19 protein-coding genes and 1 other RNA gene are annotated in these 20,647 nt (G+C 52.0%); 4 read left to right on the forward strand and 16 right to left on the reverse strand.

The annotated features are described in order from the left end of the window. Nucleotides 1–26 precede the first annotated feature (26 nt). Nucleotides 27–380 carry a DUF1428 domain-containing protein gene (locus FQ015_RS22315; RefSeq protein ID WP_000878140.1) on the reverse strand — a complete coding sequence of 118 codons (354 nt, stop codon included), beginning with the start codon at nt 378–380 and terminating at the stop codon, nt 27–29. Between the two features lie 119 nt (nt 381–499). Beyond that, an RNA gene (gene ffs / locus FQ015_RS22320) (signal recognition particle sRNA small type) lies at nt 500–596 on the reverse strand. Nucleotides 597–758: 162 nt separating this feature from the next. Here ffs and FQ015_RS22325 point away from each other — a divergent pair. Beyond that, the gene (locus tag FQ015_RS22325; RefSeq protein WP_160524522.1) at nt 759–1,070 is read left to right on the forward strand and encodes an MGMT family protein; all 312 of its coding nucleotides are present in this window, start codon (nt 759–761) and stop codon (nt 1,068–1,070) included. 30 nt (nt 1,071–1,100) lie between these two features. On the opposite strand, the gene FQ015_RS22330 is transcribed toward FQ015_RS22325, so the two are convergent. Then, nucleotides 1,101–1,673, reverse strand: a complete 573-nt coding sequence (locus FQ015_RS22330; RefSeq protein WP_160524523.1) for a YbaY family lipoprotein — start codon at nt 1,671–1,673, stop codon at nt 1,101–1,103. Nucleotides 1,674–1,890: 217 nt separating this feature from the next. Between FQ015_RS22330 and tesB the strand changes: the two genes are divergently transcribed. After that, nucleotides 1,891–2,751 (forward strand): acyl-CoA thioesterase II, encoded by an 861-nt coding sequence (gene tesB / locus FQ015_RS22335; RefSeq protein WP_032302580.1) that lies wholly within the window; start codon nt 1,891–1,893, stop codon nt 2,749–2,751. Nucleotides 2,752–2,799: 48 nt separating this feature from the next. Here tesB and amtB read toward each other — a convergent pair whose 3' ends face one another. The 6 genes from amtB to cof all read right to left on the reverse strand — a co-directional run bounded on the left by amtB (nt 2,800) and on the right by cof (nt 9,640). Continuing rightward, the gene (gene amtB / locus FQ015_RS22340) at nt 2,800–4,086 is read right to left on the reverse strand and encodes an ammonium transporter AmtB (RefSeq protein ID WP_000685029.1); all 1,287 of its coding nucleotides are present in this window, start codon (nt 4,084–4,086) and stop codon (nt 2,800–2,802) included. A 29-nt stretch (nt 4,087–4,115) separates the two neighbouring features. Continuing rightward, nucleotides 4,116–4,454 carry a P-II family nitrogen regulator gene (glnK, locus tag FQ015_RS22345; RefSeq protein ID WP_000780338.1) on the reverse strand — a complete coding sequence of 113 codons (339 nt, stop codon included), beginning with the start codon at nt 4,452–4,454 and terminating at the stop codon, nt 4,116–4,118. 180 nt (nt 4,455–4,634) lie between these two features. Beyond that, on the reverse strand, nt 4,635–6,416 hold the full coding sequence (locus tag FQ015_RS22350; RefSeq protein WP_160524524.1) for a SmdB family multidrug efflux ABC transporter permease/ATP-binding protein: 1,782 nt from the start codon (nt 6,414–6,416) through the stop codon (nt 4,635–4,637). Beyond that, nucleotides 6,409–8,181, reverse strand: coding sequence for a SmdA family multidrug ABC transporter permease/ATP-binding protein (locus tag FQ015_RS22355; protein ID WP_001235619.1), 1,773 nt, complete (start codon nt 8,179–8,181; stop codon nt 6,409–6,411). Before FQ015_RS22355 ends, FQ015_RS22350 begins: the two co-directional genes overlap by 8 nt. 29 nt (nt 8,182–8,210) lie before the next feature. Then, a complete protein-coding gene (gene decR, locus FQ015_RS22360; RefSeq protein ID WP_000884589.1) occupies nt 8,211–8,669 on the reverse strand; it encodes a DNA-binding transcriptional regulator DecR in 459 nt (152 codons plus the stop codon). Nucleotides 8,670–8,821: 152 nt separating this feature from the next. Continuing rightward, on the reverse strand, nt 8,822–9,640 hold the full coding sequence (gene cof, locus FQ015_RS22365; protein WP_001305489.1) for an HMP-PP phosphatase: 819 nt from the start codon (nt 9,638–9,640) through the stop codon (nt 8,822–8,824). A gap of 99 nt (nt 9,641–9,739) precedes the next feature. Between cof and FQ015_RS22370 the strand changes: the two genes are divergently transcribed. Both FQ015_RS22370 and queC read left to right on the forward strand, forming a co-directional pair. Beyond that, entirely contained in the window at nt 9,740–11,440 is a 1,701-nt protein-coding gene (locus tag FQ015_RS22370; RefSeq protein WP_160524525.1) for an SgrR family transcriptional regulator, read from the forward strand. Nucleotides 11,441–11,504: 64 nt separating this feature from the next. Further along, complete coding sequence (gene queC / locus FQ015_RS22375; RefSeq protein ID WP_115738923.1) at nt 11,505–12,200, forward strand: 7-cyano-7-deazaguanine synthase QueC; 696 nt, start codon at nt 11,505–11,507, stop codon at nt 12,198–12,200. Between the two features lie 51 nt (nt 12,201–12,251). On the opposite strand, the gene fadM is transcribed toward queC, so the two are convergent. From fadM to clpP, 7 genes are all read right to left on the reverse strand, one after another. Beyond that, complete coding sequence (gene fadM, locus FQ015_RS22380; RefSeq protein WP_001194534.1) at nt 12,252–12,650, reverse strand: long-chain acyl-CoA thioesterase FadM; 399 nt, start codon at nt 12,648–12,650, stop codon at nt 12,252–12,254. A gap of 105 nt (nt 12,651–12,755) precedes the next feature. After that, nucleotides 12,756–13,127: a helix-hairpin-helix domain-containing protein gene (locus FQ015_RS22385; protein ID WP_000680297.1), complete on the reverse strand. Its 372-nt coding sequence runs from the start codon at nt 13,125–13,127 to the stop codon at nt 12,756–12,758. Between the two features lie 150 nt (nt 13,128–13,277). Beyond that, nucleotides 13,278–15,149 (reverse strand): peptidylprolyl isomerase, encoded by a 1,872-nt coding sequence (gene ppiD, locus FQ015_RS22390; protein ID WP_000969383.1) that lies wholly within the window; start codon nt 15,147–15,149, stop codon nt 13,278–13,280. A 191-nt stretch (nt 15,150–15,340) separates the two neighbouring features. Continuing rightward, nucleotides 15,341–15,631: a nucleoid-associated protein HU-beta gene (hupB, locus tag FQ015_RS22395; protein ID WP_254892905.1), complete on the reverse strand. Its 291-nt coding sequence runs from the start codon at nt 15,629–15,631 to the stop codon at nt 15,341–15,343. Between the two features lie 190 nt (nt 15,632–15,821). Further along, nucleotides 15,822–18,176 (reverse strand): endopeptidase La, encoded by a 2,355-nt coding sequence (gene lon, locus FQ015_RS22400; RefSeq protein ID WP_001295325.1) that lies wholly within the window; start codon nt 18,174–18,176, stop codon nt 15,822–15,824. Between the two features lie 187 nt (nt 18,177–18,363). Then, nucleotides 18,364–19,638 (reverse strand): ATP-dependent protease ATP-binding subunit ClpX, encoded by a 1,275-nt coding sequence (gene clpX / locus FQ015_RS22405; protein WP_000130305.1) that lies wholly within the window; start codon nt 19,636–19,638, stop codon nt 18,364–18,366. A 126-nt stretch (nt 19,639–19,764) separates the two neighbouring features. Then, a complete protein-coding gene (gene clpP, locus FQ015_RS22410) occupies nt 19,765–20,388 on the reverse strand; it encodes an ATP-dependent Clp endopeptidase proteolytic subunit ClpP (RefSeq protein ID WP_160524526.1) in 624 nt (207 codons plus the stop codon). Nucleotides 20,389–20,647: the final 259 nt, after the last annotated feature.

Consider the following 20,647-nt stretch of genomic DNA (forward strand, 5'->3'; position numbering starts at 1 on the left):
GCACGCCGCACAGCCCGTCACGCTACCTATTCGTCGATGATTGACTCGAATCCGCCATAGATCATTCGCTTGCCATCAAACGGCATGGACTCGCCGAACTCCTTCATCCGTGGGTCCGACATCATCTTTTGATTAGCAGCGTCGCGGACCTCTTTTGAAGGGTATTCAATCCAGCTAAAGACAACCTCTTCATTCTCTTCCGCTTTCACCGCCATACGAAAATCGGTCACTTTGCCATCCGGTACATCGCTGGCCCAGCATTCGACAATACGAAGCGCGCCAAACTCTTTAAACAATGGCGCGGCCTTAGCGGCCATTTCCCGATAGGCATCCTTTTTATCGGCAGGAACGGCAACCACAAAACCATCAACATACTTCATCAGACATACCTCCGAAGCGTACTGCGCAGCCAGACAATTCTTGCGACGTCAGTTGTGGTTAAAGTTTAGCCATGTTGGGATTTTTTGACGAAACGGTGGGAGGCAGAAATGGGTGGGGGCCCTGCCAGCTACATCCCGGCACACGCGTCATCTGCCTTGGCTGCTTCCTTCCGGACCTGACCTGGTAAACAGAGTAGCGTTGCGGGAGAACCAACAGAGCCCCCATTGAGAGCGTTGAGAACCAACGCGCAGGCGCATTATCACTGCTGCCCCGGCTAATTGCAACCCATTGCGTGCCAGATGCTGGTTTCTTGCGCAATGCTGCTTCACTCGGGCGTTTTTCCAGATTATGCTGAAAAATTACCTCAGGAAGAAAAGATGGAAAAAGAAGATTCATTTCCCCAACGCGTCTGGCAAATCGTAGCCGCTATTCCCGAAGGCTATGTCACCACTTACGGTGATGTCGCGAAATTGGCGGGATCGCCCCGCGCCGCGCGCCAGGTAGGTGTTGTGTTAAAGCGTCTCCCGGAAGGCAGCACCTTGCCCTGGCACCGGGTGGTTAATCGCCACGGCACAATTTCGCTAACCGGACCGGATTTACAGCGTCAGCGACAGGCATTACTGGCAGAAGGTGTGATGGTGTCAGGAAGAGGGCAAATCGACTTGCAGCGTTATCGCTGGAACTACTAACCCTCTCCGGGCGGAGAGGGTTAACTTCGCTTAATATTGCGTAGGAGCCGGAACTGCCGAAGACGGATTCACCTGGGTTGGTGAAGTTGATGGTACGGTAGTCGTTGCGCCACCGCTGGCCTGAACCGGCACGGCGGTTTGCTGCACCGGCACCAATGTCAGGTCAGCTTTAGTTCCGCCCTGGTTGATCACCGGCTGAACGGTATCGGTAATAAATACCAGTTTGTCATTCACGGTAATCGCCGCACTCAACAGAATACGCGCTTTCGGCTGAACGTCTGCCGGGTTAAATGGCAGAACAAAGCTGAATGGTGACTGTTTACCTTCAGTACGCACCGCTTTCTGCGCCAGTACTTTTGACGGTGCATCGGCTAACGACGCGTCAGAAAGTGTCACGGTCAGCACGGCATCAGGCGGCAGTGCGACTTTCTGACGGATCCAGACGGTACCGGAAACATTCGGTTGCTGGATAGCAGGTTGCTGTGTTGCTGAAATAGACGTATTTGCAGCCGGTGCTGGCGTCTGAATATCCGCGCTTTTATCTGCGCAAGCCGCCAACGCAATCGCAACCGCTAAACCACTGGCCATGTGCACGAGTTTCATTCACTTCTCCTTATTATCAATGCACCAGCGGGCTAACTTTCCTCGCCGGAAGAGTGGTTAACAAAATAGTAACGTCAACAAGTGTGGCACACATCACGCATTTCTGCCTGTAATTAGCCCGTAATTCAGACCATTGCACCCATCGGACCAGTGGCAAATTTGCGTTATACTCAACTCACTTTGGCTTGCTGCGGCAGCTTTGTTACTGGAGAGTTATATGAGTCAGGCGCTAAAAAATTTACTGACATTGTTAAATCTGGAAAAAATTGAGGAAGGACTCTTTCGCGGCCAGAGTGAAGATTTAGGTTTACGCCAGGTGTTTGGCGGCCAGGTCGTGGGTCAGGCCTTGTATGCTGCAAAAGAGACCGTCCCTGAAGAGCGGCTGGTACATTCGTTTCACAGCTACTTTCTTCGCCCAGGCGACAGTAAGAAGCCGATTATTTATGATGTCGAAACGTTGCGTGACGGTAACAGCTTCAGCGCCCGCCGGGTTGCTGCTATTCAAAACGGTAAACCGATTTTCTATATGACAGCCTCTTTCCAGGCTCCGGAAGCGGGTTTCGAACATCAAAAAGCTATGCCACCCGCACCCGCACCTGATGGCCTGCCTTCAGAAACGCAAATCGCCCAATCGCTGGCGCACCTGCTGCCGCCAGTGCTGAAAGATAAATTCATCTGCGATCGTCCGCTGGAAGTCCGTCCGGTGGAGTTTCATAACCCACTGAAAGGGCATGTCGCAGAACCGCATCGTCAGGTATGGATCCGCGCAAATGGTAGCGTGCCGGATGATCTGCGCGTTCATCAGTATCTGCTCGGTTACGCTTCTGATCTTAACTTCCTGCCGGTAGCTTTACAGCCGCACGGCATCGGTTTTCTCGAACCGGGGATTCAGATTGCCACCATTGACCATTCCATGTGGTTCCATCGCCCTTTTAATTTGAATGAATGGCTGCTGTATAGCGTGGAGAGCACCTCGGCGTCCAGCGCACGCGGCTTTGTGCGCGGTGAGTTTTATACCCAGGACGGCGTGCTGATTGCCTCGACCGTTCAGGAAGGGGTAATGCGTAATCACAATTAAAAAAATAGCCGGAGGTGAAAACCGTCCGGCTGTTTTTTGCAGTGCTTATTACGCGTTATAGGCATTTTCGCCGTGGCTGTTGACGTCCAACCCTTCTCGCTCCTGTTCTTCCGGTACACGCAGACCAACCGTCAGATCCGCCAGTTTGTAGCCAATAAACGCCACCACACCGGACCAGACAATCGTAATGGCAATGCTTTCCAGCTGTACCAGCAACTGATGGCCCATCGTCACACCTTCAGCGAAGCCCACGCCGCCCAGCGAGCTGGCGGCAAAAATCCCGGTCATGATACAGCCGACAATGCCACAAACGCCGTGCACACCGAAAACATCGCAGGGATCATCCACCCGCAGCAAGCGTTTGAGCATGGTCACGCCCCACAAGCCCGCCAGACCAGCGACTACGCCGATAATCAACGCGCCGCCAACACCAATGTAGCCACAGGCTGGCGTCACGCCGACCAGACCGGCAATCGCGCCAGAACACGCTCCCAGCAGTGAAGGCTTACCGCGCAGCGCCCATTCACCGAAGATCCAGCCAAGAATTGCCGCCGCCGTTGCGACCACAGTATTCACAAATGCCAGTGCTGCAATTTCATTCGCCGTGCCCGCTGATCCGGCGTTAAAGCCAAACCAACCGATATAGAGAATGGCAGTACCGGTAAAGACCATCGGCAGGTTGTGCGGTTTAAACGCCTCTTTGCCGAAGCCCACGCGTTTGCCAATTAGATATGCGCCCACCAGACCAGCAATTGCGGCGTTAATGTGCACCACCGTGCCACCCGCGAAATCCAGCGCACCGTGAGAAGCCAGCAAACCACCGCCCCAGACCATATGCGCAATCGGAATGTAAGAGAGCGTCAGCCACACCACCACGAAAATCAGCACAGCTGAGAAGCGGATCCGTTCCGCCAGCGCCCCGACGATCAAGCCGACGGTAATGCAGGCAAACGATCCCTGAAACGCCACGTGGATATACTGATAAATGCTGCCCATCACCGCCGTCAGTTCGATGTTTTTCAGCATCAACCAGTTAATGTTACCGAAGAAGTTGTTGCCCTCACCAAACGCCAGCGAGTAGCCGTAAACCACCCAGAGAATGCAGACCAGAGCAAACGTCACCGTCACCTGCGTCAGCATCGACAGTACGTTTTTGCCGCGAATTAACCCACCGTAAAACAGGGCAATCCCCGGAATAGTCATAAACAGCACCAGCGCAGTACAAATCATCATAAACGCATTGTCAGCTTTATCGGCCACCGCAGGTGCAGCCATTACCAGTCCCGGCAGCATCGCCAGTGAAGCAAGCCCAGTTTTTATCGTCGCTATCTTCATTTTTCGTTCCTGTTGCTGTGTGCCAGAGATTACAGCGCCGCTTCGTCGGCTTCGCCGGTACGAATACGAATGACGCGTTGCAATTCAGCGACGAAGATTTTGCCGTCGCCAATTTTTCCGGTGTAAGCCGCTTTGCTGACGATATCGATCACTTCATCGAGTTGGTCATCAGCAATCGCCACATCAATTTTTACTTTTGGCAGAAAGTTGACGCTGTATTCCGCCCCCCGGTACAGCTCGGCATGCCCTTTCTGACGCCCGAAACCTTTCACTTCGGTGACGGTCAGGCCCTGAATACCAATGGAAGATAACGCTTCACGAACGTCTTCCAGCTTGAATGGTTTGATTATCACGGTCACCAGCTTCATAGATCCCCTCCGGTCAGAATTCGGTAATGGTTCTGCTACACGAATAAGGTATTGCAAGCGGTGTGCCAGAAATGAAAAACGAGAAAGAGAGCAGGAAGTTAAGAAGATTGAAAACAAAAACGCACTATGACAGTGCACAGTGCGTTACATTTTTGCACCAACGATGAAATATTGCGCTATTCAGGCGCTCAATGATTCATCTTCACGCACGCTGGCTGCCAGCTCTTCGCCCGCTAGTTGCAGTTGATACATCTGCCAGTAGCGCCCCTGGGCGGCCAGCAGTTGCTGGTGAGTCCCCTGTTCCACAGCCTGACCACGATGAAGCACCAGAATGGTGTCAGCATCAACAATGGTCGATAAGCGGTGAGCAATCACCACAAGCGTAGTGTGTTCACGCACCGCCGCCAGTGCGTGTTGAATCGCCTGTTCAGTACCGGAGTCAATGCTGGCGGTGGCTTCATCGAGGATCAGGATTTGCGGTGTCTCCACCAGCACGCGCGCCAGTGCCAGCAGTTGCTTTTGCCCGACGGAGAGATTATTCCCTTGCTCGCCCAGCGGCGTATAAATACCATCGCTCATGCTGCGCGCCAACTCCGCCAGTTGCACAGTTTCCAGCGCCTGCCAGACGCGTTCTTCGGAGATATCACGTCCCAGCGTCACGTTGGCGAGGAAGGTATCCGCCAGCACTACCGGATCTTGCTGCACCATTGCCACGCCCTGGCGCAGCGCGCTGTGACTTAGCGAACTTAATGGACGACCATCAAGGCGAATATCACCTTCCGTTAGCGGGTAATAGCCCATCAATAAACTGGCGAGGGTACTTTTACCACTGCCGGTATGCCCCACCAGCGCCACAAAGTTGCGCGAAGGCACAGAGAGATTAATATTCTTCAGCACCAGATTGTTATCGCGATAAGCAAATGACACGTTATCGACTTCAATGTTGCCGCTCTGCAACGGGCGATCATCATTGCCGTATTGCTGGCGCGGCCCGTCCATCAACTCAAACACGCGCTCACCAGCAACAACAGCCTGTTGCAGCATCGCCTGTTGCGTGGTCAGTTCGATTAAGGGTTCGTTAAGCCGCCCAAGATAGCTGATAAACGCATACAGCACGCCCACTTCAATGGTGCCGCTGGCAGAGAAGCCAAACAGCATCAACAAGCCACAAAGAATGAGCGAAGAAAAGAGACTCAGCAGGGGCCGCAGTAAAAAACCATCGAGGCGCAGGGTTTGCATCCTCGCCATATAGTGTGAACGACTGGCCTCACCCATACGTTCGCCAAATCGCGCCTGCTGACGGAACTGCTGGATGACGCTCATGCCATTGATGATTTCGTTAAAGCCGTCGTTGATATCTGCCAGATAGGCGCGCACACGACGGACAATCGGCGTGCTGTAACGCTGGTATATCACCATCACCACCAGCACCACCGGGAAAATCATTATCGCCACCAGCGCCATTCGCCAGTCGAGGCTGAACATTGCCACCAGCATCGCACCCACCAGTGCGGCACTACGCAGGACAGTTGCCACTACGGTAACGTAGAGGTCGCGGATCACTTCAGTATCATTGGTAACGCGGGAAATCACCTGCCCGACCGGCTGAGTATCAAACTCGCTTAATGGCTGGCGCAACGCGGCATCCATCACATCCGTGCGCAACTGTTGTACCACGCCAACCGCCGCCCGATTAAACAGCAGCGACTGCGCGTAATGTAGCCCTGCGGCAAACAGTTGTAGCCCAACATACGCCGCAGCCAGCCCGGCAACCACTTTCAACGGCAGGTTATTTTTCGCTACCATATTGTCGATAAAATAGCTGATAAGCAGCGGCCCGCTGACTTCTGCCGCCGCCGCAACCCACATCATCAGGACCGCAATCCCCAACGGTTTACGCCACGGCGAACCGTACGCTAACAGGCGCTTGAGAGTCGGCCACAGTTGGCTAAAACTACGCATCGATGGCCTCCTCGCGAATTTCCGGAGCGTCGTCGAGCGCCGCCTCCAGTTGTTGATAGCGATACATATCGCGATACCAGCCGCTTTGTTGCGCCAGTGCATCATGATTGCCACGCTGGGCGATATGTCCGTGCTGCATCACAATAATTTCACTGGCTTCCGTCAGTGCCGAAAGGCGATGGGCACTGATGATTACCGTTCTTCCCTGCCCCCACTGACGCAGGTTATGCAGGATCTGGTGCTCTGTGCGTCCGTCCACCGCCGAAAGCGCATCATCAAGGATGAGGATTTCCGCGTTGACTAATAACGCACGAGCAATGGAGATACGCTGTTTTTGCCCACCAGAAAGCATCACGCCGCGCTCGCCCACCTCTGTATCGTAACCTTGCGGTAGACGCAAAATATCGTCATGTACGCTGGCTAACCGCGCGACATGCTCAATCTCTTGCTGTGTGGCATTCGGGCAACCCAGCGCGATATTGTTCGCCACGGTGTCGGAAAAAAGGAATGGCGTCTGGCTGACCACCGCCAGGCGGCTACGCCAGCTATCGAGTTGTAACTTCGTCAGAGGAATATCATGAAAGCGAATATCCCCCTCGCTGACGTCGAAATGACGCTGAATGAGCGACAACAGGGTACTTTTGCCGGAACCAGTCGGCCCGCAGATACCCAGCATCTGACCGGGTTTCAGGGCGAAATTGACGTTTTCCAGCGCAGGATGGTCAGTCTGCGGATACATAAACTGGCGAATATTTACATCCAGTTCACCACGACCTTCTGGCACGGGTTCGCTACCATCGTTCACCACCGGCGCTTCCGCCAGCATCGCGCGAATACGGCTGTACGCAGCACTACCACGCTCCACTATGTTAAACATCCATGCCAGCGCCAGCATCGGCCAAATCATCAGACCTAAATACATCATAAAACTGGTGAGCTGGCCCAGCGTTAAACTGCCCTGCACCACCATCCAACTACCGCCGCCAATCGCCAGCAAGTTCGCCATACCAATCGCGATATAGATGGTCGGGTCGAAACGAGCATCAATACGCGCCACCCGCATGTTTTTTTTGCCGGTATCTTCGGCATCCGCGGCAAATAACGCCGACTGGCGATCTTCCAGACCAAAGGCTTTGATCATGCGGATACTGGTGAGGCTTTCCTGGGTGCGGTCATTAAGACTGGAAAACGCCGCCTGTGCCAGCTTAAAGCGTTCATGCAAGGCATCGCCGTTGCGCTTAATCATGATCGCCATCACTGGCATAGGTAACAGGGCAAATAAGGTCAACTGCCAGCTAATTTGCGTAGACATCATAATCAACACAGCGCAGCCCATCACCAGTGAATCCACCAGCGTCAGCACCCCTTCTCCGGCGGCAAACACGACCCGATCGACGTCATTGGTCGCACGAGCCATGAGGTCACCCGTGCGATGACGCAGGTAAAACTCAGGATGCTGCCGGCTTAGCTGACGGTAATAATCTTCACGCAGTTCAACAGCCAGTTGATAAGACGCGCCAAACAGCAATACGCGCCAGACGTAACGCAGGAGATAAACTACGACTGCAATCAGCACCATGGTGGCGATCCACATCAGGATCTGCCCGGTAGTAAAGTGTTGTTCTGTCACGCCATCGACAACAATACCAACCACCTTCGGCGGAACCAGTTGCAGCATCGCGATAATGACAAGCAAGGCAACAGCCCCGAGATAGCGACGCCATTCCCGACGGAAATACCAGCTTAATTGAGCAAATAATCGCACGCGTAGTGTCCTGACCTGATTCTGGATATTTATTCGATGGGTAAAGAAGTGGTGTATTTAATCTGTTCCATCGCGAAGCTGGAAGTGACGTCCGACAGCCCCGGCACGCTGTTTACCAGACGCTTATAAAACTCGTCGTAGCGTTTCATGTCGGCAACCTGGACGCGCATCAGATAATCGTATTCACCGGCCATGCGCCAGAACCCCAGCACTTCTGGCATTTCGGTAACCACCGTGACAAAGCGGCAATACCATTCGCTGCTGTGATGTTGCGTTTTTATCAGCACAAAGGCGGTCAGGCCGAGGCCAATTTTTTCCGGGTCCAACAGGGCGACTTTGCCGATAAGGATACCGTCATCCTCCAACCGTTTCAGTCGCTTCCAGCAAGGCGTGGTTGTCAGATTAACGGCTTCAGCCAATGCCTGCAAAGAGAGGGTGCAATCCTGCTGTAGTAAGGCCAGCAGCTTACGGTCAATTTTATCTAACATAACCCTTCCACAGAGAATTTTTTTCTCTTTTAATTCTATTTTAAAGGTGAAATCGCGACAATTTATTCTGTGCGGTTTAAACATCACGGCACAAAATGACAAATTCAACGCAAAAAAAACCGGGCAATTGCCCGGTGCTGGAAGGGATCTCGTTATTCGGGGGAATAAGGTAGATGTGGATAGTCCAGCCAGTGCGTCAAATAGTGAGAGACCGCCTGATTTCGGCAATGTCCAATCACCGGTAAATGAGGGAGCTCCGCGCGCAGTTGCGGCATCGCATTGCCCATAATAAAGCCGCTACCGACGCTGCCTAACATTTCGCGATCGTTCATCGCATCACCAAAGGCCATGCAATCGCGCAACGATAAACCTAAATGTTGGGTCAGCACCGTCAATGCAGCGCCTTTATTGCAGCCCACCGGGAGCACTTCGAGGCAATCCGTCGCGGAAAAACACAAATGTGCACGCTCGCCTAATGCTTCGTGTAGTTGGATCTGCAAGCGTGTAAGATCGTCGTGATCGCCACAGAAGCAGATCTTGGTGACGCTGCCGAGTGGCATTTTTTTAACATCGATTATCTGATAACGAAAACCGCTATAGACAAATGCCTGCAGCAATGCAGGGATCTCTTTTCCGGTAAACCAACCGTCGTCATTGAAGATATGCATGCTGGCTCGGGTATCCCATTGCTGATACAGCACCAGCTCCGCGACATCCGCAGGTAAATCATCACGATGTAAAAGTTCACCTTCCAGAGAATGCACGCGCGTTCCGTTGCCGGTAATCAAATACGCATCCAGCGATAGCGCCCCGAGAATATGCTGCATCTCCAGCGCATGACGACCTGTGGCGAAAGTGAGGGTAATGTCGCGTTCACGCAGTCGTGCCAAAGTAGAGAGTGTTTTCTCACCTAAATGATGGTCAGGCATCAATAAAGTGCCGTCCATATCAAATGCTGCCAGACGAGCCATTTCTTTCTCCACTCTGTGACACGGTTAATAGTGATTGAGTATCACCTGATATATACGGAAGTAATAGTGAATAGTTAAATAATATTGTTCCGGGTTTATATGCGACTGCTCAACCGTCTTAACCAGTATCAACGTCTGTGGCAACCTTCTGCCGGAAAGCCGCAAACCGTCACCGTCAGCGAACTGGCCGAACGCTGTTTTTGCAGCGAACGCCATGTTCGTACGCTGTTACGCCAGGCACAGGAGGCGGGATGGCTGGAGTGGCAGGCGCAGTCAGGACGCGGAAAGCGCGGTCAACTACGCTTTCTGGTCACGCCAGAATCGCTACGCAATGCGATGATGGAACAGGCGCTGGAAACCGGAAAGCAGCAAGATGTGCTGGAGCTGGCGCAACTGGCCCCAGGTGAGCTGCGCACTCTGTTACAGCCGTTTATGGGCGGACAATGGCAAAACGATACGCCCACGTTGCGTATTCCCTACTATCGCCCGCTCGAACCGCTACAACCGGGCTTTTTGCCCGGCCGTGCCGAGCAGCATCTCGCCGGACAGATATTTTCCGGCCTGACCCGCTTCGATAATAATACCCAGCGCCCGATTGGCGATTTAGCGCATCACTGGGAAACCTCTGCTGACGGGTTACGCTGGGACTTTTATCTTCGTTCAACCCTACACTGGCATAACGGCGATGCAGTAAAAGCCTCACACTTACACCAGCGGTTATTGATGCTGTTACAACTGCCAGCACTGGGTCAATTATTTATTAGCGTGAAGCGTATTGAAGTCACCCATCCGCAGTGTCTGACCTTCTTTTTACATCGCCCCGATCACTGGCTTGCGCACCGGCTGGCGAGCTACTGCAGCCATCTGGCGCATCCGCAATTCCCCCTGATCGGCACTGGTCCTTTTCGCTTAACACAATTCACAGCGGAACTGGTGCGCCTGGAGAGCCATGATTATTACCATTTGCGTCATCCGCTGCTTAAAGCGGTTGAGTACTGGATAACTCCGCCGCTTTTCGAAAAAGATTTGGGAACCAGTTGTCGGCATCCCGTGCAAATCACCATCGGCAAACCGGAGGAGCTGCAACGCGTCAGCCAGGTCAGTAGCGGCATCAGTTTAGGTTTTTGCTATTTAACGTTGCGCAAAAGTCCCCGACTGTCCCTCTGGCAGGCGCGAAAAGTGATCTCCATTATTCATCAATCCGGTTTATTACAAACGTTAGAAGTCGGAGAAAACCTGATCACCGCCAGTCATGCATTACTGCCTGGCTGGACTATTCCACAATGGCAAGTACCGGATGACGTCAAACTACCGAAAACCTTGACGCTGGTTTATCACCTACCGATAGAACTTCATACCATGGCAGAACGCCTACAGGCGACACTGGCCGCGGAAGGCTGTGAACTTACAATTATTTTTCATAACGCAAAAAACTGGGACGACACGACCCTACTGGCACACGCAGACCTCATGATGGGCGACAGGTTAATTGGCGAAGCACCGGAATATACCCTGGAGCAATGGCTGCGTTGCGATCCACTGTGGCCACATGTTTTCGACGCTCCAGCATATGCACATTTGCAATCGACACTGGACGCGGTGCAAGTAATGCCTGATGAGGAAAACCGATTTAATGCCCTGAAAGCGGTTTTTAGCCAGTTAATGGCAGATGCGACGCTGACGCCGCTGTTCAACTATCACTATCGCATTAGCGCCCCTCCCGGCGTGAACGGTGTGCGACTGACACCGCGAGGCTGGTTTGAATTTACCGAAGCCTGGCTTCCCGCGCCGTCGCAATGAATAGCTGGTCCGGGTTAATCGCAGGCGTTACCATAACGCTTTTATTGTTCAAGCAGGATTATCTATGAAACGTGCTGTCGTTGTGTTCAGTGGAGGCCAGGATTCCACCACCTGTCTGGTGCAGGCATTACAACAATATGATGAAGTCCATTGCGTGACGTTCGATTACGGTCAGCGACATCGCGCAGAAATCGACGTGGCACGCGAACTGGCGCTGAAACTGGGCGCTCGTGCACATAAAGTGCTGGATGTAACGCTGCTCAACGAACTGGCGGTCAGCAGCCTGACGCGTGACAGCATTCCGGTGCCTGATTATGAACCTGAAGCTGATGGCATCCCGAATACGTTTGTCCCTGGGCGTAATATTTTGTTCCTGACACTGGCGGCAATATATGCGTATCAGGTAAAAGCCGAAGCCGTAATTACCGGCGTCTGCGAAACGGATTTCTCCGGCTACCCAGATTGCCGCGATGAGTTTGTGAAAGCACTAAATCATGCCGTCAGTTTGGGCATGGCGAAAGATATTCGTTTTGAAACGCCACTGATGTGGATTGATAAAGCGGAAACCTGGGCGCTGGCGGATTATTACGGCAAACTAGATTTAATCCGTAACGAAACGTTGACCTGCTATAACGGCATTAAAGGCGACGGTTGCGGTCATTGTGCGGCGTGTAATTTACGCTCCAACGGTTTGCATCATTATCTGGCCGATAAACCGACGGTGATGGCAGCGATGAAGCAGAAAACCGGGTTGAAGTAATTATTCCGGGTGTCGCCGGATGCGGCTTGAGCATCCGGCACCACAAAACGTTTACTTAACCATCTGCTCCAGCTTTTCGCGCAATTCCCCTTCCAGAGCTAATGCTTTCTGCGTTTTAAGATCAATACAAACAAACGTAATAAGCGCATCCGCCACCACCTGCCCTTCCGGCTCCAGTGTAATGACCTGGCTTAAGATGCCGCTTTTACCGTTTAATTGCTGCAACTGACTGGTAATGGTTAACAGGTCGCTTAATACCGCCGGGCGACGATAGTTAATATTGATATTGACCACGACGAAGGCGATGTTATGGGCCGTCATCCACTGAAAACTGTCGCTATTTTCCAACCCATCCCAGCGGGCTTCTTCGAGAAACTCAAGGTAGCGGGCGTTGTTTACGTGCTGGTAAACGTCGAGATGATATCCACGAACTTTGATTTGTGTTTGCATAGCGCAATAACCTTACGTTGTTGTTATAAGAACTGTTATAAGTACAGAGGTCATAACTGGTATGACCTCTTCAGTCTGGCAAAAATTTGCCACTATGCAAATTAATTACAGGGTTAATACCGCCAGATTACGTTCCACCAGCGAATTGCCCATCCCCGGCACCTGCTTGAGATCCTCCACCGTTTTAAACGGACCGTACTCTTCGCGATAACTGACAATCGCCTGCGCCTTCTTCAGGCCAACGCCATTCATCGCGCGGGCTAACTCTTCCGCGCTGGCATTATTAATGCTGACCCGGGTACCTTCTTCGTCACTGGCTTTAGTCGGTACTGCTGCTTTACTTTGTGCTGCAGGAGCTTCCGCTTTGGTTTCTACCGTTGTCGGTTTCGCCGCAGGAGCTGCCGCCAGCGCGCTATGAGACATTCCGGCACAGGCCAGGGACAGGGTAATGAGCAGTGCTTTAATTCCGTGTTTCATACTGTTTTCTCCTTGTTTGTTAACAGTGGAATCACCTTAACGGCAGTGAAAACAGGAAACAAATGGCAATGTTCAGAAATGGAAAAGGCCGCGAAAGCGACCTTTTCTTGTTACAGCTGCAAAGCATTTTTTTGCGAGGCGGCTTCAGGATTATTGCTGTTCCAGCGCATCGCCAATTTTGATTTTCGCCTCTTTACGCAGGTTACTCATCAGAGCTTCAAAGACGATTTGTGCGTTGTTCTGGGTGATACCCTGCACCATCGCTTTTTTCTGCTCTTCCGGCATTGAACCTTGTTTCACTTCGTCCAGCGCCAGCAGAACGACATTGCCTTGCATATCGGTCGCCATACCGTAGCTCGGTTTGTCTTTCGCAGGCAGTGGCAGTGCAAACGCCGCCTGGCTAATCGGATCACGACCGGAACGGCTTAAGGTTTTCGGCTCGCCAAATTTCAGACCGGCGGCCTGCATAGCTTCTGCACCTTTGCCAGCTTTCAAATCAACCAGCAGTTTTTCAGCATCCACTTTCGCCTGTTGTTCAGCTTTGTTGTGCTGAACCAGTGCCTTAACTTGTTCCTGAACATCTGCCAACGGTTTCACCGCTTCCGGTTTGTGCTCGCTGATGCGCAGCACGAATGCGCGGTCGCCGTCTACGGTGATGATGTCAGAGTTGATGCCCGGTGCGCCGTTTTCACCTACCAGACCGCCGTTAAAGATAGCGTCTGCAACCGGCTTAAAGTTCAACTCTTCCGGCAGGTTATCTTTGCTGAACCAACCCGTCTGAGTGGCTTTTACGCCCGCAGCTTGCTCTGCACCGGCCAGAGACTCGGTATCATTGCTTGCTGCATCACTCACTTTCTGCTGCAGTGCGTAGTACGCATCGAGGGCTTTTTCGTGTTTCACTTTCGCCGCGACATCGTCACGCACTTCGTCTAACGACTTCACTTTCGCTGGCTGAATGTCGTCCAGACGTACAATCAGGAAACCGACCGAAGATTTGATGACACCAGAGAGTTGGCCTTTTTCTTTCAGACCAGCATTTTTCAGTTCGTCCGGGATAGTGGCATCTTCTAACCAACCCATATCGCCGCCGTTACGGGCAGAGATAATATCGGCAGATTTTTCTTTGGCTAACGCAGCAAAATCACCGCCTTTATTCAGCTCATCAAGTACCGCTTTCGCTTCATCTTCAGTTTTGGTCTGGATGATGCTGTAGCGGGTACGCTGCGGCTGGGTGAATTGATCCTGATGCTGATCGTAGTAGCTCTGGATATCCGCATCGCTAACCGGTTGCTGCATCGTTGCGGCATCCAGCTTGATGTAACTCACGCGGAATTGTTCCGGCGTCATGAAATTGTTTTTGTTTTGTTCGTAGTAGCTGGCAATTTCCTGTTCGGTCACAGGCTGCTTCGCCGCCAGCGCGTTAACATCGATAGTCGCTTCACGTACCACGCGTTGTTGAGCTACCAGTGCCGCCAGCTCGTCGGTTTCACCTTTCAGCATAAAATCGGTACCGGCAACGCCGTTAATCAGCTGTTGGGTAGTGAGCTGGTTACGTAGCGCCTGGGCGTACTGATCGGCGGTCATCCCCATCTGGTTGAGGATACCGTTATAGCGGCTGTTATCAAATTTGCCGTCAACCTGGAAGGCTGGGGTCGCGAAAATCGCCTGTTTAACCTGCTCATCACTGATACCCAGTTTCAGCTCACGAGCGTACTGATCCAGCAGCGCCTCGTCGATCAGACGATTCAGCACCTGTTGACGCAGGGTTTTCATATAGCCTTCGTTCGCTGCAAGCTCAGAGTATTGATCGCCCAGCTGTTGCTGCATGCGATTACGCTCGCTGTTGAAGGCGTTCTCGAACTGCCCACGGCTGATTTCCTGGTCATTCACTTTTGCGGCGTAGTTATTGCCTCCGCCAATCAGGTAACCACTCACGCCGGTCAATATGAACGACACGATAATGATACCGAAAATAATCTTGAGCACGAGACTGTTTGCAGCCGTGCGTAAGCTGTCCATCATGGTGTAACAACACTCCGCTGTAGATGACTGTGTACCTCACGCAACGTATCGATGCGCGCAAAGGCCTATTGTGACAAGAAACGGGGGCAATTGTCAGCCCACAAGACGCAGAAAGTCACCGAATACAAATAAAAAAGGCACATCAGTAGATGCGCCCTTGAACTTCGTCACATCCCCACTGGGGACAACGCTTAGTTTACCGCGTCTTTCAGTGCTTTACCTGCACGGAAGCTCGGTACTTTAGCGGCAGCGATGGTGATCTCTTTACCGGTCTGCGGGTTGCGGCCAGTACGGGCAGCACGCTCTTTAACGGCAAAAGTACCAAAACCTACCAGTGCTACATCATCCCCTTCTTTCAGAGATTCAGTTACGGAAGCAATAATAGCATCTAACGCACGGCCAGCCGCAGCTTTAGAGATATCAGCCCCTGCAGCAATCTTGTCGATCAATTGAGATTTATTCACTCTTCTCTTCCTCTTTATAATTTATATCGCACTTGAATCCTTCAAGGTACGAACGCGCAGCAGTTATATCAGGCCAGCCATCCCCTTACAACACCCCTTAATAAGGGCAAGCCCAATCCGCCATCTAACTTAGCGAGACAAAAAAAGGCTGGCAAGTCCGAATTAGCCTGCCAGCCCTGTTTTTATTAGTGCATTTTGCGCGAGGTCACTATTTTGCAGTCACAACCTGCATGCCAGACGGTTCATTTTGCAGCGCCAGAGTCAGAACTTCCTCAATGCGTTTCACAGGATGAATGTCCAGATCAGCAATTACGTTGTCAGGAATCTCTTCCAGATCGCGTTTATTTTCGAACGGAATTAACACTGTTTTAATCCCGCCGCGATGCGCTGCCAGTAGTTTTTCTTTCAAACCACCGATCGGCAGTACCTGACCACGCAGAGTGATCTCACCGGTCATTGCCACATCGGCACGAACCGGGTTACCGGTCAGGCAAGAAACCAGCGCGGTGCACATAGCAATACCGGCACTCGGACCATCTTTTGGCGTCGCACCTTCCGGTACGTGGACGTGGATGTCGCGTTTTTCGTAAAAATCAGGGTTGATCCCCAGTTTTTCTGCACGCGCACGAACCACCGTTAACGCCGCCTGAATGGACTCTTGCATCACTTCGCCGAGCGAACCGGTATAGGTCAGTTTGCCTTTACCCGGAACGCACGCAGTTTCAATGGTCAGCAAGTCGCCACCCACTTCTGTCCACGCCAGACCGGTTACCTGGCCGACACGGTTTTCGTTATCAGCACGACCATAGTCGAAACGCTGAACACCGAGGTAGTCATGCAGGTTATCGCCGTTAATTTCGATATGTTTTAATGACTTATCGAGCAGTAACTGCTTAACCGCTTTGCGGCACAGTTTGGAGATTTCACGTTCCAGGCCACGCACGCCCGCCTCACGGGTGTAGTAACGAATAATGCCGATAATGGCGCTATCGTCGACGGTCAGTTCACCTTTTTTCAGTGCATTACGTTCAATCTGCTTCGGCAGCAGGTGACGTTTGGCGATGTTCAGTTTTTCATCTTCGGTATAACCGGAGAGGCGAATCACTTCCATACGATCCAGCAGTGGTGCCGGAATGTTCATGGAGTTTGACGTCGCGACAAACATCACGTCGCTGAGATCGTAATCCACTTCCAGGTAGTGGTCGCTGAACGCTACGTTCTGCTCTGGATCCAGCACTTCAAGCAGTGCGGAAGCCGGATCGCCTCGCATGTCAGAAGACATTTTGTCGATCTCATCGAGCAGGAACAGCGGGTTTTTCACGCCCACTTTCGCCATTTTCTGGATCAATTTACCCGGCATAGAACCGATGTAAGTACGGCGGTGACCACGGATTTCCGCTTCGTCACGCACGCCGCCCAGCGCCATACGAACATATTTACGTCCGGTAGCTTTGGCGATGGACTGACCAAGAGAAGTTTTACCTACCCCCGGCGGCCCAACCAGGCAGAGGATCGGCCCCTTGATTTTGTTGACACGGCTTTGAACCGCAAGATACTCAAGGATACGATCTTTAACGCGCTCCAGACCATAATGGTCGGTATCAAGGATTTCTTGCGCCTGACGCAGGTCTTTTTTGACCTTGCTACGCGCATTCCACGGCACCTGCACCATCCAGTCGATATAACCACGCACCACGGTCGCTTCTGCCGACATCGGAGACATCATTTTCAGCTTCTGCAGTTCTGCTTCCGCTTTCTCTTTTGCCTCTTTCGGCATTTTCGCCGCGTCGATTTTGCGCTTCAGTGCTTCGTTTTCGTCCGGCGCATCGTCCATTTCGCCGAGTTCTTTCTGAATAGCTTTCATTTGCTCGTTCAGATAGTACTCACGCTGGGATTTTTCCATCTGCTTTTTAACGCGGTTGCGAATGCGTTTCTCAACCTGCAGCAGATCGATTTCCGATTCCATCATCGCCATCAGATATTCCAGACGTTCGTTGACGTCGGACATCTCCAGAACAGACTGTTTGTCAGCCAGTTTCAGCGGCATATGCGCAGCAATGGTATCCGCCAGACGCGCCGGATCGTCGATGCTGTTCAGCGACGTCAGCACTTCTGGTGGGATTTTTTTGTTCAGCTTGATATAACCTTCAAACTGGCTGATTGCGGTGCGCACCAGCACTTCCTGTTCCCGCTCATCAATGGTCGGCGACTCCAGATACTCCGCCTTCGCAGAAAAGTGTTCGCCATTGTCAGAGAGCGCAGAAATACGCGCGCGCTGTAACCCCTCGACCAGCACTTTGACGGTGCCGTCAGGCAGTTTCAGCATCTGCAATATAGAGGCCACGGTCCCGACGGTGAAAAGATCGTTTACACCCGGCTCATCCGTTGAAGCTTCTTTCTGCGCGACCAGCATAATTTTTTTATCATGGTCCATCGCCGCTTCCAGACAACGGATAGATTTTTCCCGCCCGACAAATAAGGGGATGACCATGTGCGGATAAACCACCACATCGCGCAGCGGCAATACGGGGATTTCAATGCGTTCAGAACGCTCAGGATTCATAGAGCTCTCTCTTAGTTTAATTTCCGCCAGGTAATCAGATGACACGACTGTGCTTCACGCCATCTATTAACATGTACGTCAGTATATGGGGATGTTTCCCCCACATTCAACGCCGAGAATAGAGGAAAAATTAAAGGGGAGATAAAATCCCCCCTTTTTGGTTAACTAATTGTATGGGAATGGTTAATTATTCACCAGATGCCTGTTGCGCTTCCGGCTTGCCATAAATCAGCAACGGTTTGCTTTGACCATCAATTACCGACTCGTCGATAACCACTTTCTCGACATCTTCCATGGACGGCAGATCGTACATGGTATCGAGCAGTGCGGCTTCTACGATGGAACGCAGGCCACGGGCACCGGTTTTACGCGCCATCGCTTTCTTAGCGATAGCATCCAGCGCCTCGTCACGGAATTCCAGATCCACGCCTTCCAGATTAAACAGCGCCTGATACTGCTTGGTCAGGGCGTTTTTCGGCTCTTTGAGGATCTGAATCAGAGCTTCTTCGCTCAGTTCATTCAACGTTGCGACAACCGGCAGACGACCAATGAACTCAGGGATCAGACCAAACTTGATCAGATCTTCCGGTTCAACCTGCGCCAGCAGCTCGCCTTCACTTGCTTTGTCAGATTTCGCTTTTACCGTCGCGCCAAAACCAATGCCGGAGCCTGTTTCTACACGATGGGAAATCACTTTATCCAGACCGGCAAACGCACCGCCACAGATAAACAGGATCTTAGAGGTATCAACCTGCAAGAATTCCTGCTGCGGATGTTTACGCCCACCTTGCGGTGGAACAGCAGCTACCGTACCTTCGATCAGTTTCAACAGTGCCTGCTGTACGCCTTCACCGGAAACGTCTCGGGTAATGGACGGGTTGTCTGACTTACGAGAAATCTTGTCGATTTCATCGATGTAGACAATCCCGCGCTGCGCTTTCTGTACGTCGTAATCGCACTTTTGCAACAACTTCTGAATGATGTTTTCAACGTCTTCGCCCACATAACCGGCTTCGGTCAGCGTGGTTGCATCGGCCATGGTGAACGGGACGTCCAGCAGGCGCGCCAGCGTTTCGGCCAGCAGCGTTTTACCGGAACCGGTCGGACCGATCAGCAGAATGTTACTTTTGCCCAACTCGACACCATTGCTGGTATCTCCGTTGCGCAGACGTTTGTAGTGGTTGTATACCGCGACCGCCAGCACTTTTTTCGCCTGTTCCTGACCGATAACGTAATCGTCCAGGTGGTTGCGAATTTCATGCGGCGTCGGTAGCGCACTGCGTTCACGATGCGGTGCAACTTCTTTAATCTCTTCGCGAATGATGTCGTTACATAAATCAACACATTCGTCGCAGATATACACGGATGGACCGGCAATCAGCTTGCGCACTTCATGCTGGCTTTTGCCGCAAAAAGAGCAATACAGCAATTTGCCTGAGCCATCTTTGCGTTTATCTGTCATGGGTCAAAACCTCTTCTTTGTTCTTTGTGCCGCACACGACGACGCAAATGCCATTCTCAGGCGCAAGCCGCTTTATAGCGTTGTGCCGTCCTGGATAAGTATAGCGGCACAGTTGCGCCTCTGGCATCAATTACGATGGGTCAGAATCGAATCGACCAGACCGTATTCCACCGCTTCAGGGGCGGAAAGGAAGCGATCGCGCTCGGTGTCACGTTCAATCTGTTCTAATGATTGACCCGTATGAAGCGCCATAAGTTCATTCATACGCCCTTTAACTTTCAGAATTTCACGGGCATGAATTTCGATATCGGTCGCCTGGCCCTGGTAGCCGCCCAGCGGTTGGTGAATCATCACACGCGAGTTCTGCAGGCAGAAACGTTTACCTTTTGCCCCGGCGGTCAGCAAGAAAGCGCCCATCGAGGCCGCCTGGCCCATGCAGATGGTGCTGACATCAGGCTTGATAAACTGCATGGTGTCATAGATAGACATCCCGGCAGTGATAACCCCGCCTGGGGAGTTAATGTACAGATAGATATCTTTTTCTGGGTTTTCTGCTTCCAGGAACAGCATCTGCGCCACAATCAGGTTAGCCATGTGGTCTTCAACCTGGCCAGTCAGAAAAATGACGCGTTCCTTAAGTAGACGAGAATAGATATCAAAAGAGCGCTCACCACGTGAGGTCTGTTCAATGACCATCGGCACCAGCGCCATATGGGGTGCAAAGTTATCTCGTTCGCCGCTGTATGACATTTCCGTCTCCTGGATAAAATTGAAAAAACCTGCTGTACCGATTGTAACCTTATGGACGGATTATCAGCTAGTCCCTGTGTTATGGGTACGGCATCACCATATTTCAAGCATAACAATCTTTTGTTGTTACGCTAACACCGAAAGAGGCTTTTCGCACGGTTCCATGCAAAATTCATGACAAAAATAAATATCCTCCGGCATAGCCGGAGGTTTTTCAAATGCGCCTGTAAGGCTCTGTTACCAGCCGCGCCCTAACAGG

It is taken from the genome of Escherichia sp. HH26CH, from assembly GCF_009820205.1.
GTDB classification, from domain to species: Bacteria; Pseudomonadota; Gammaproteobacteria; order Enterobacterales; family Enterobacteriaceae; genus Escherichia; species Escherichia coli_F.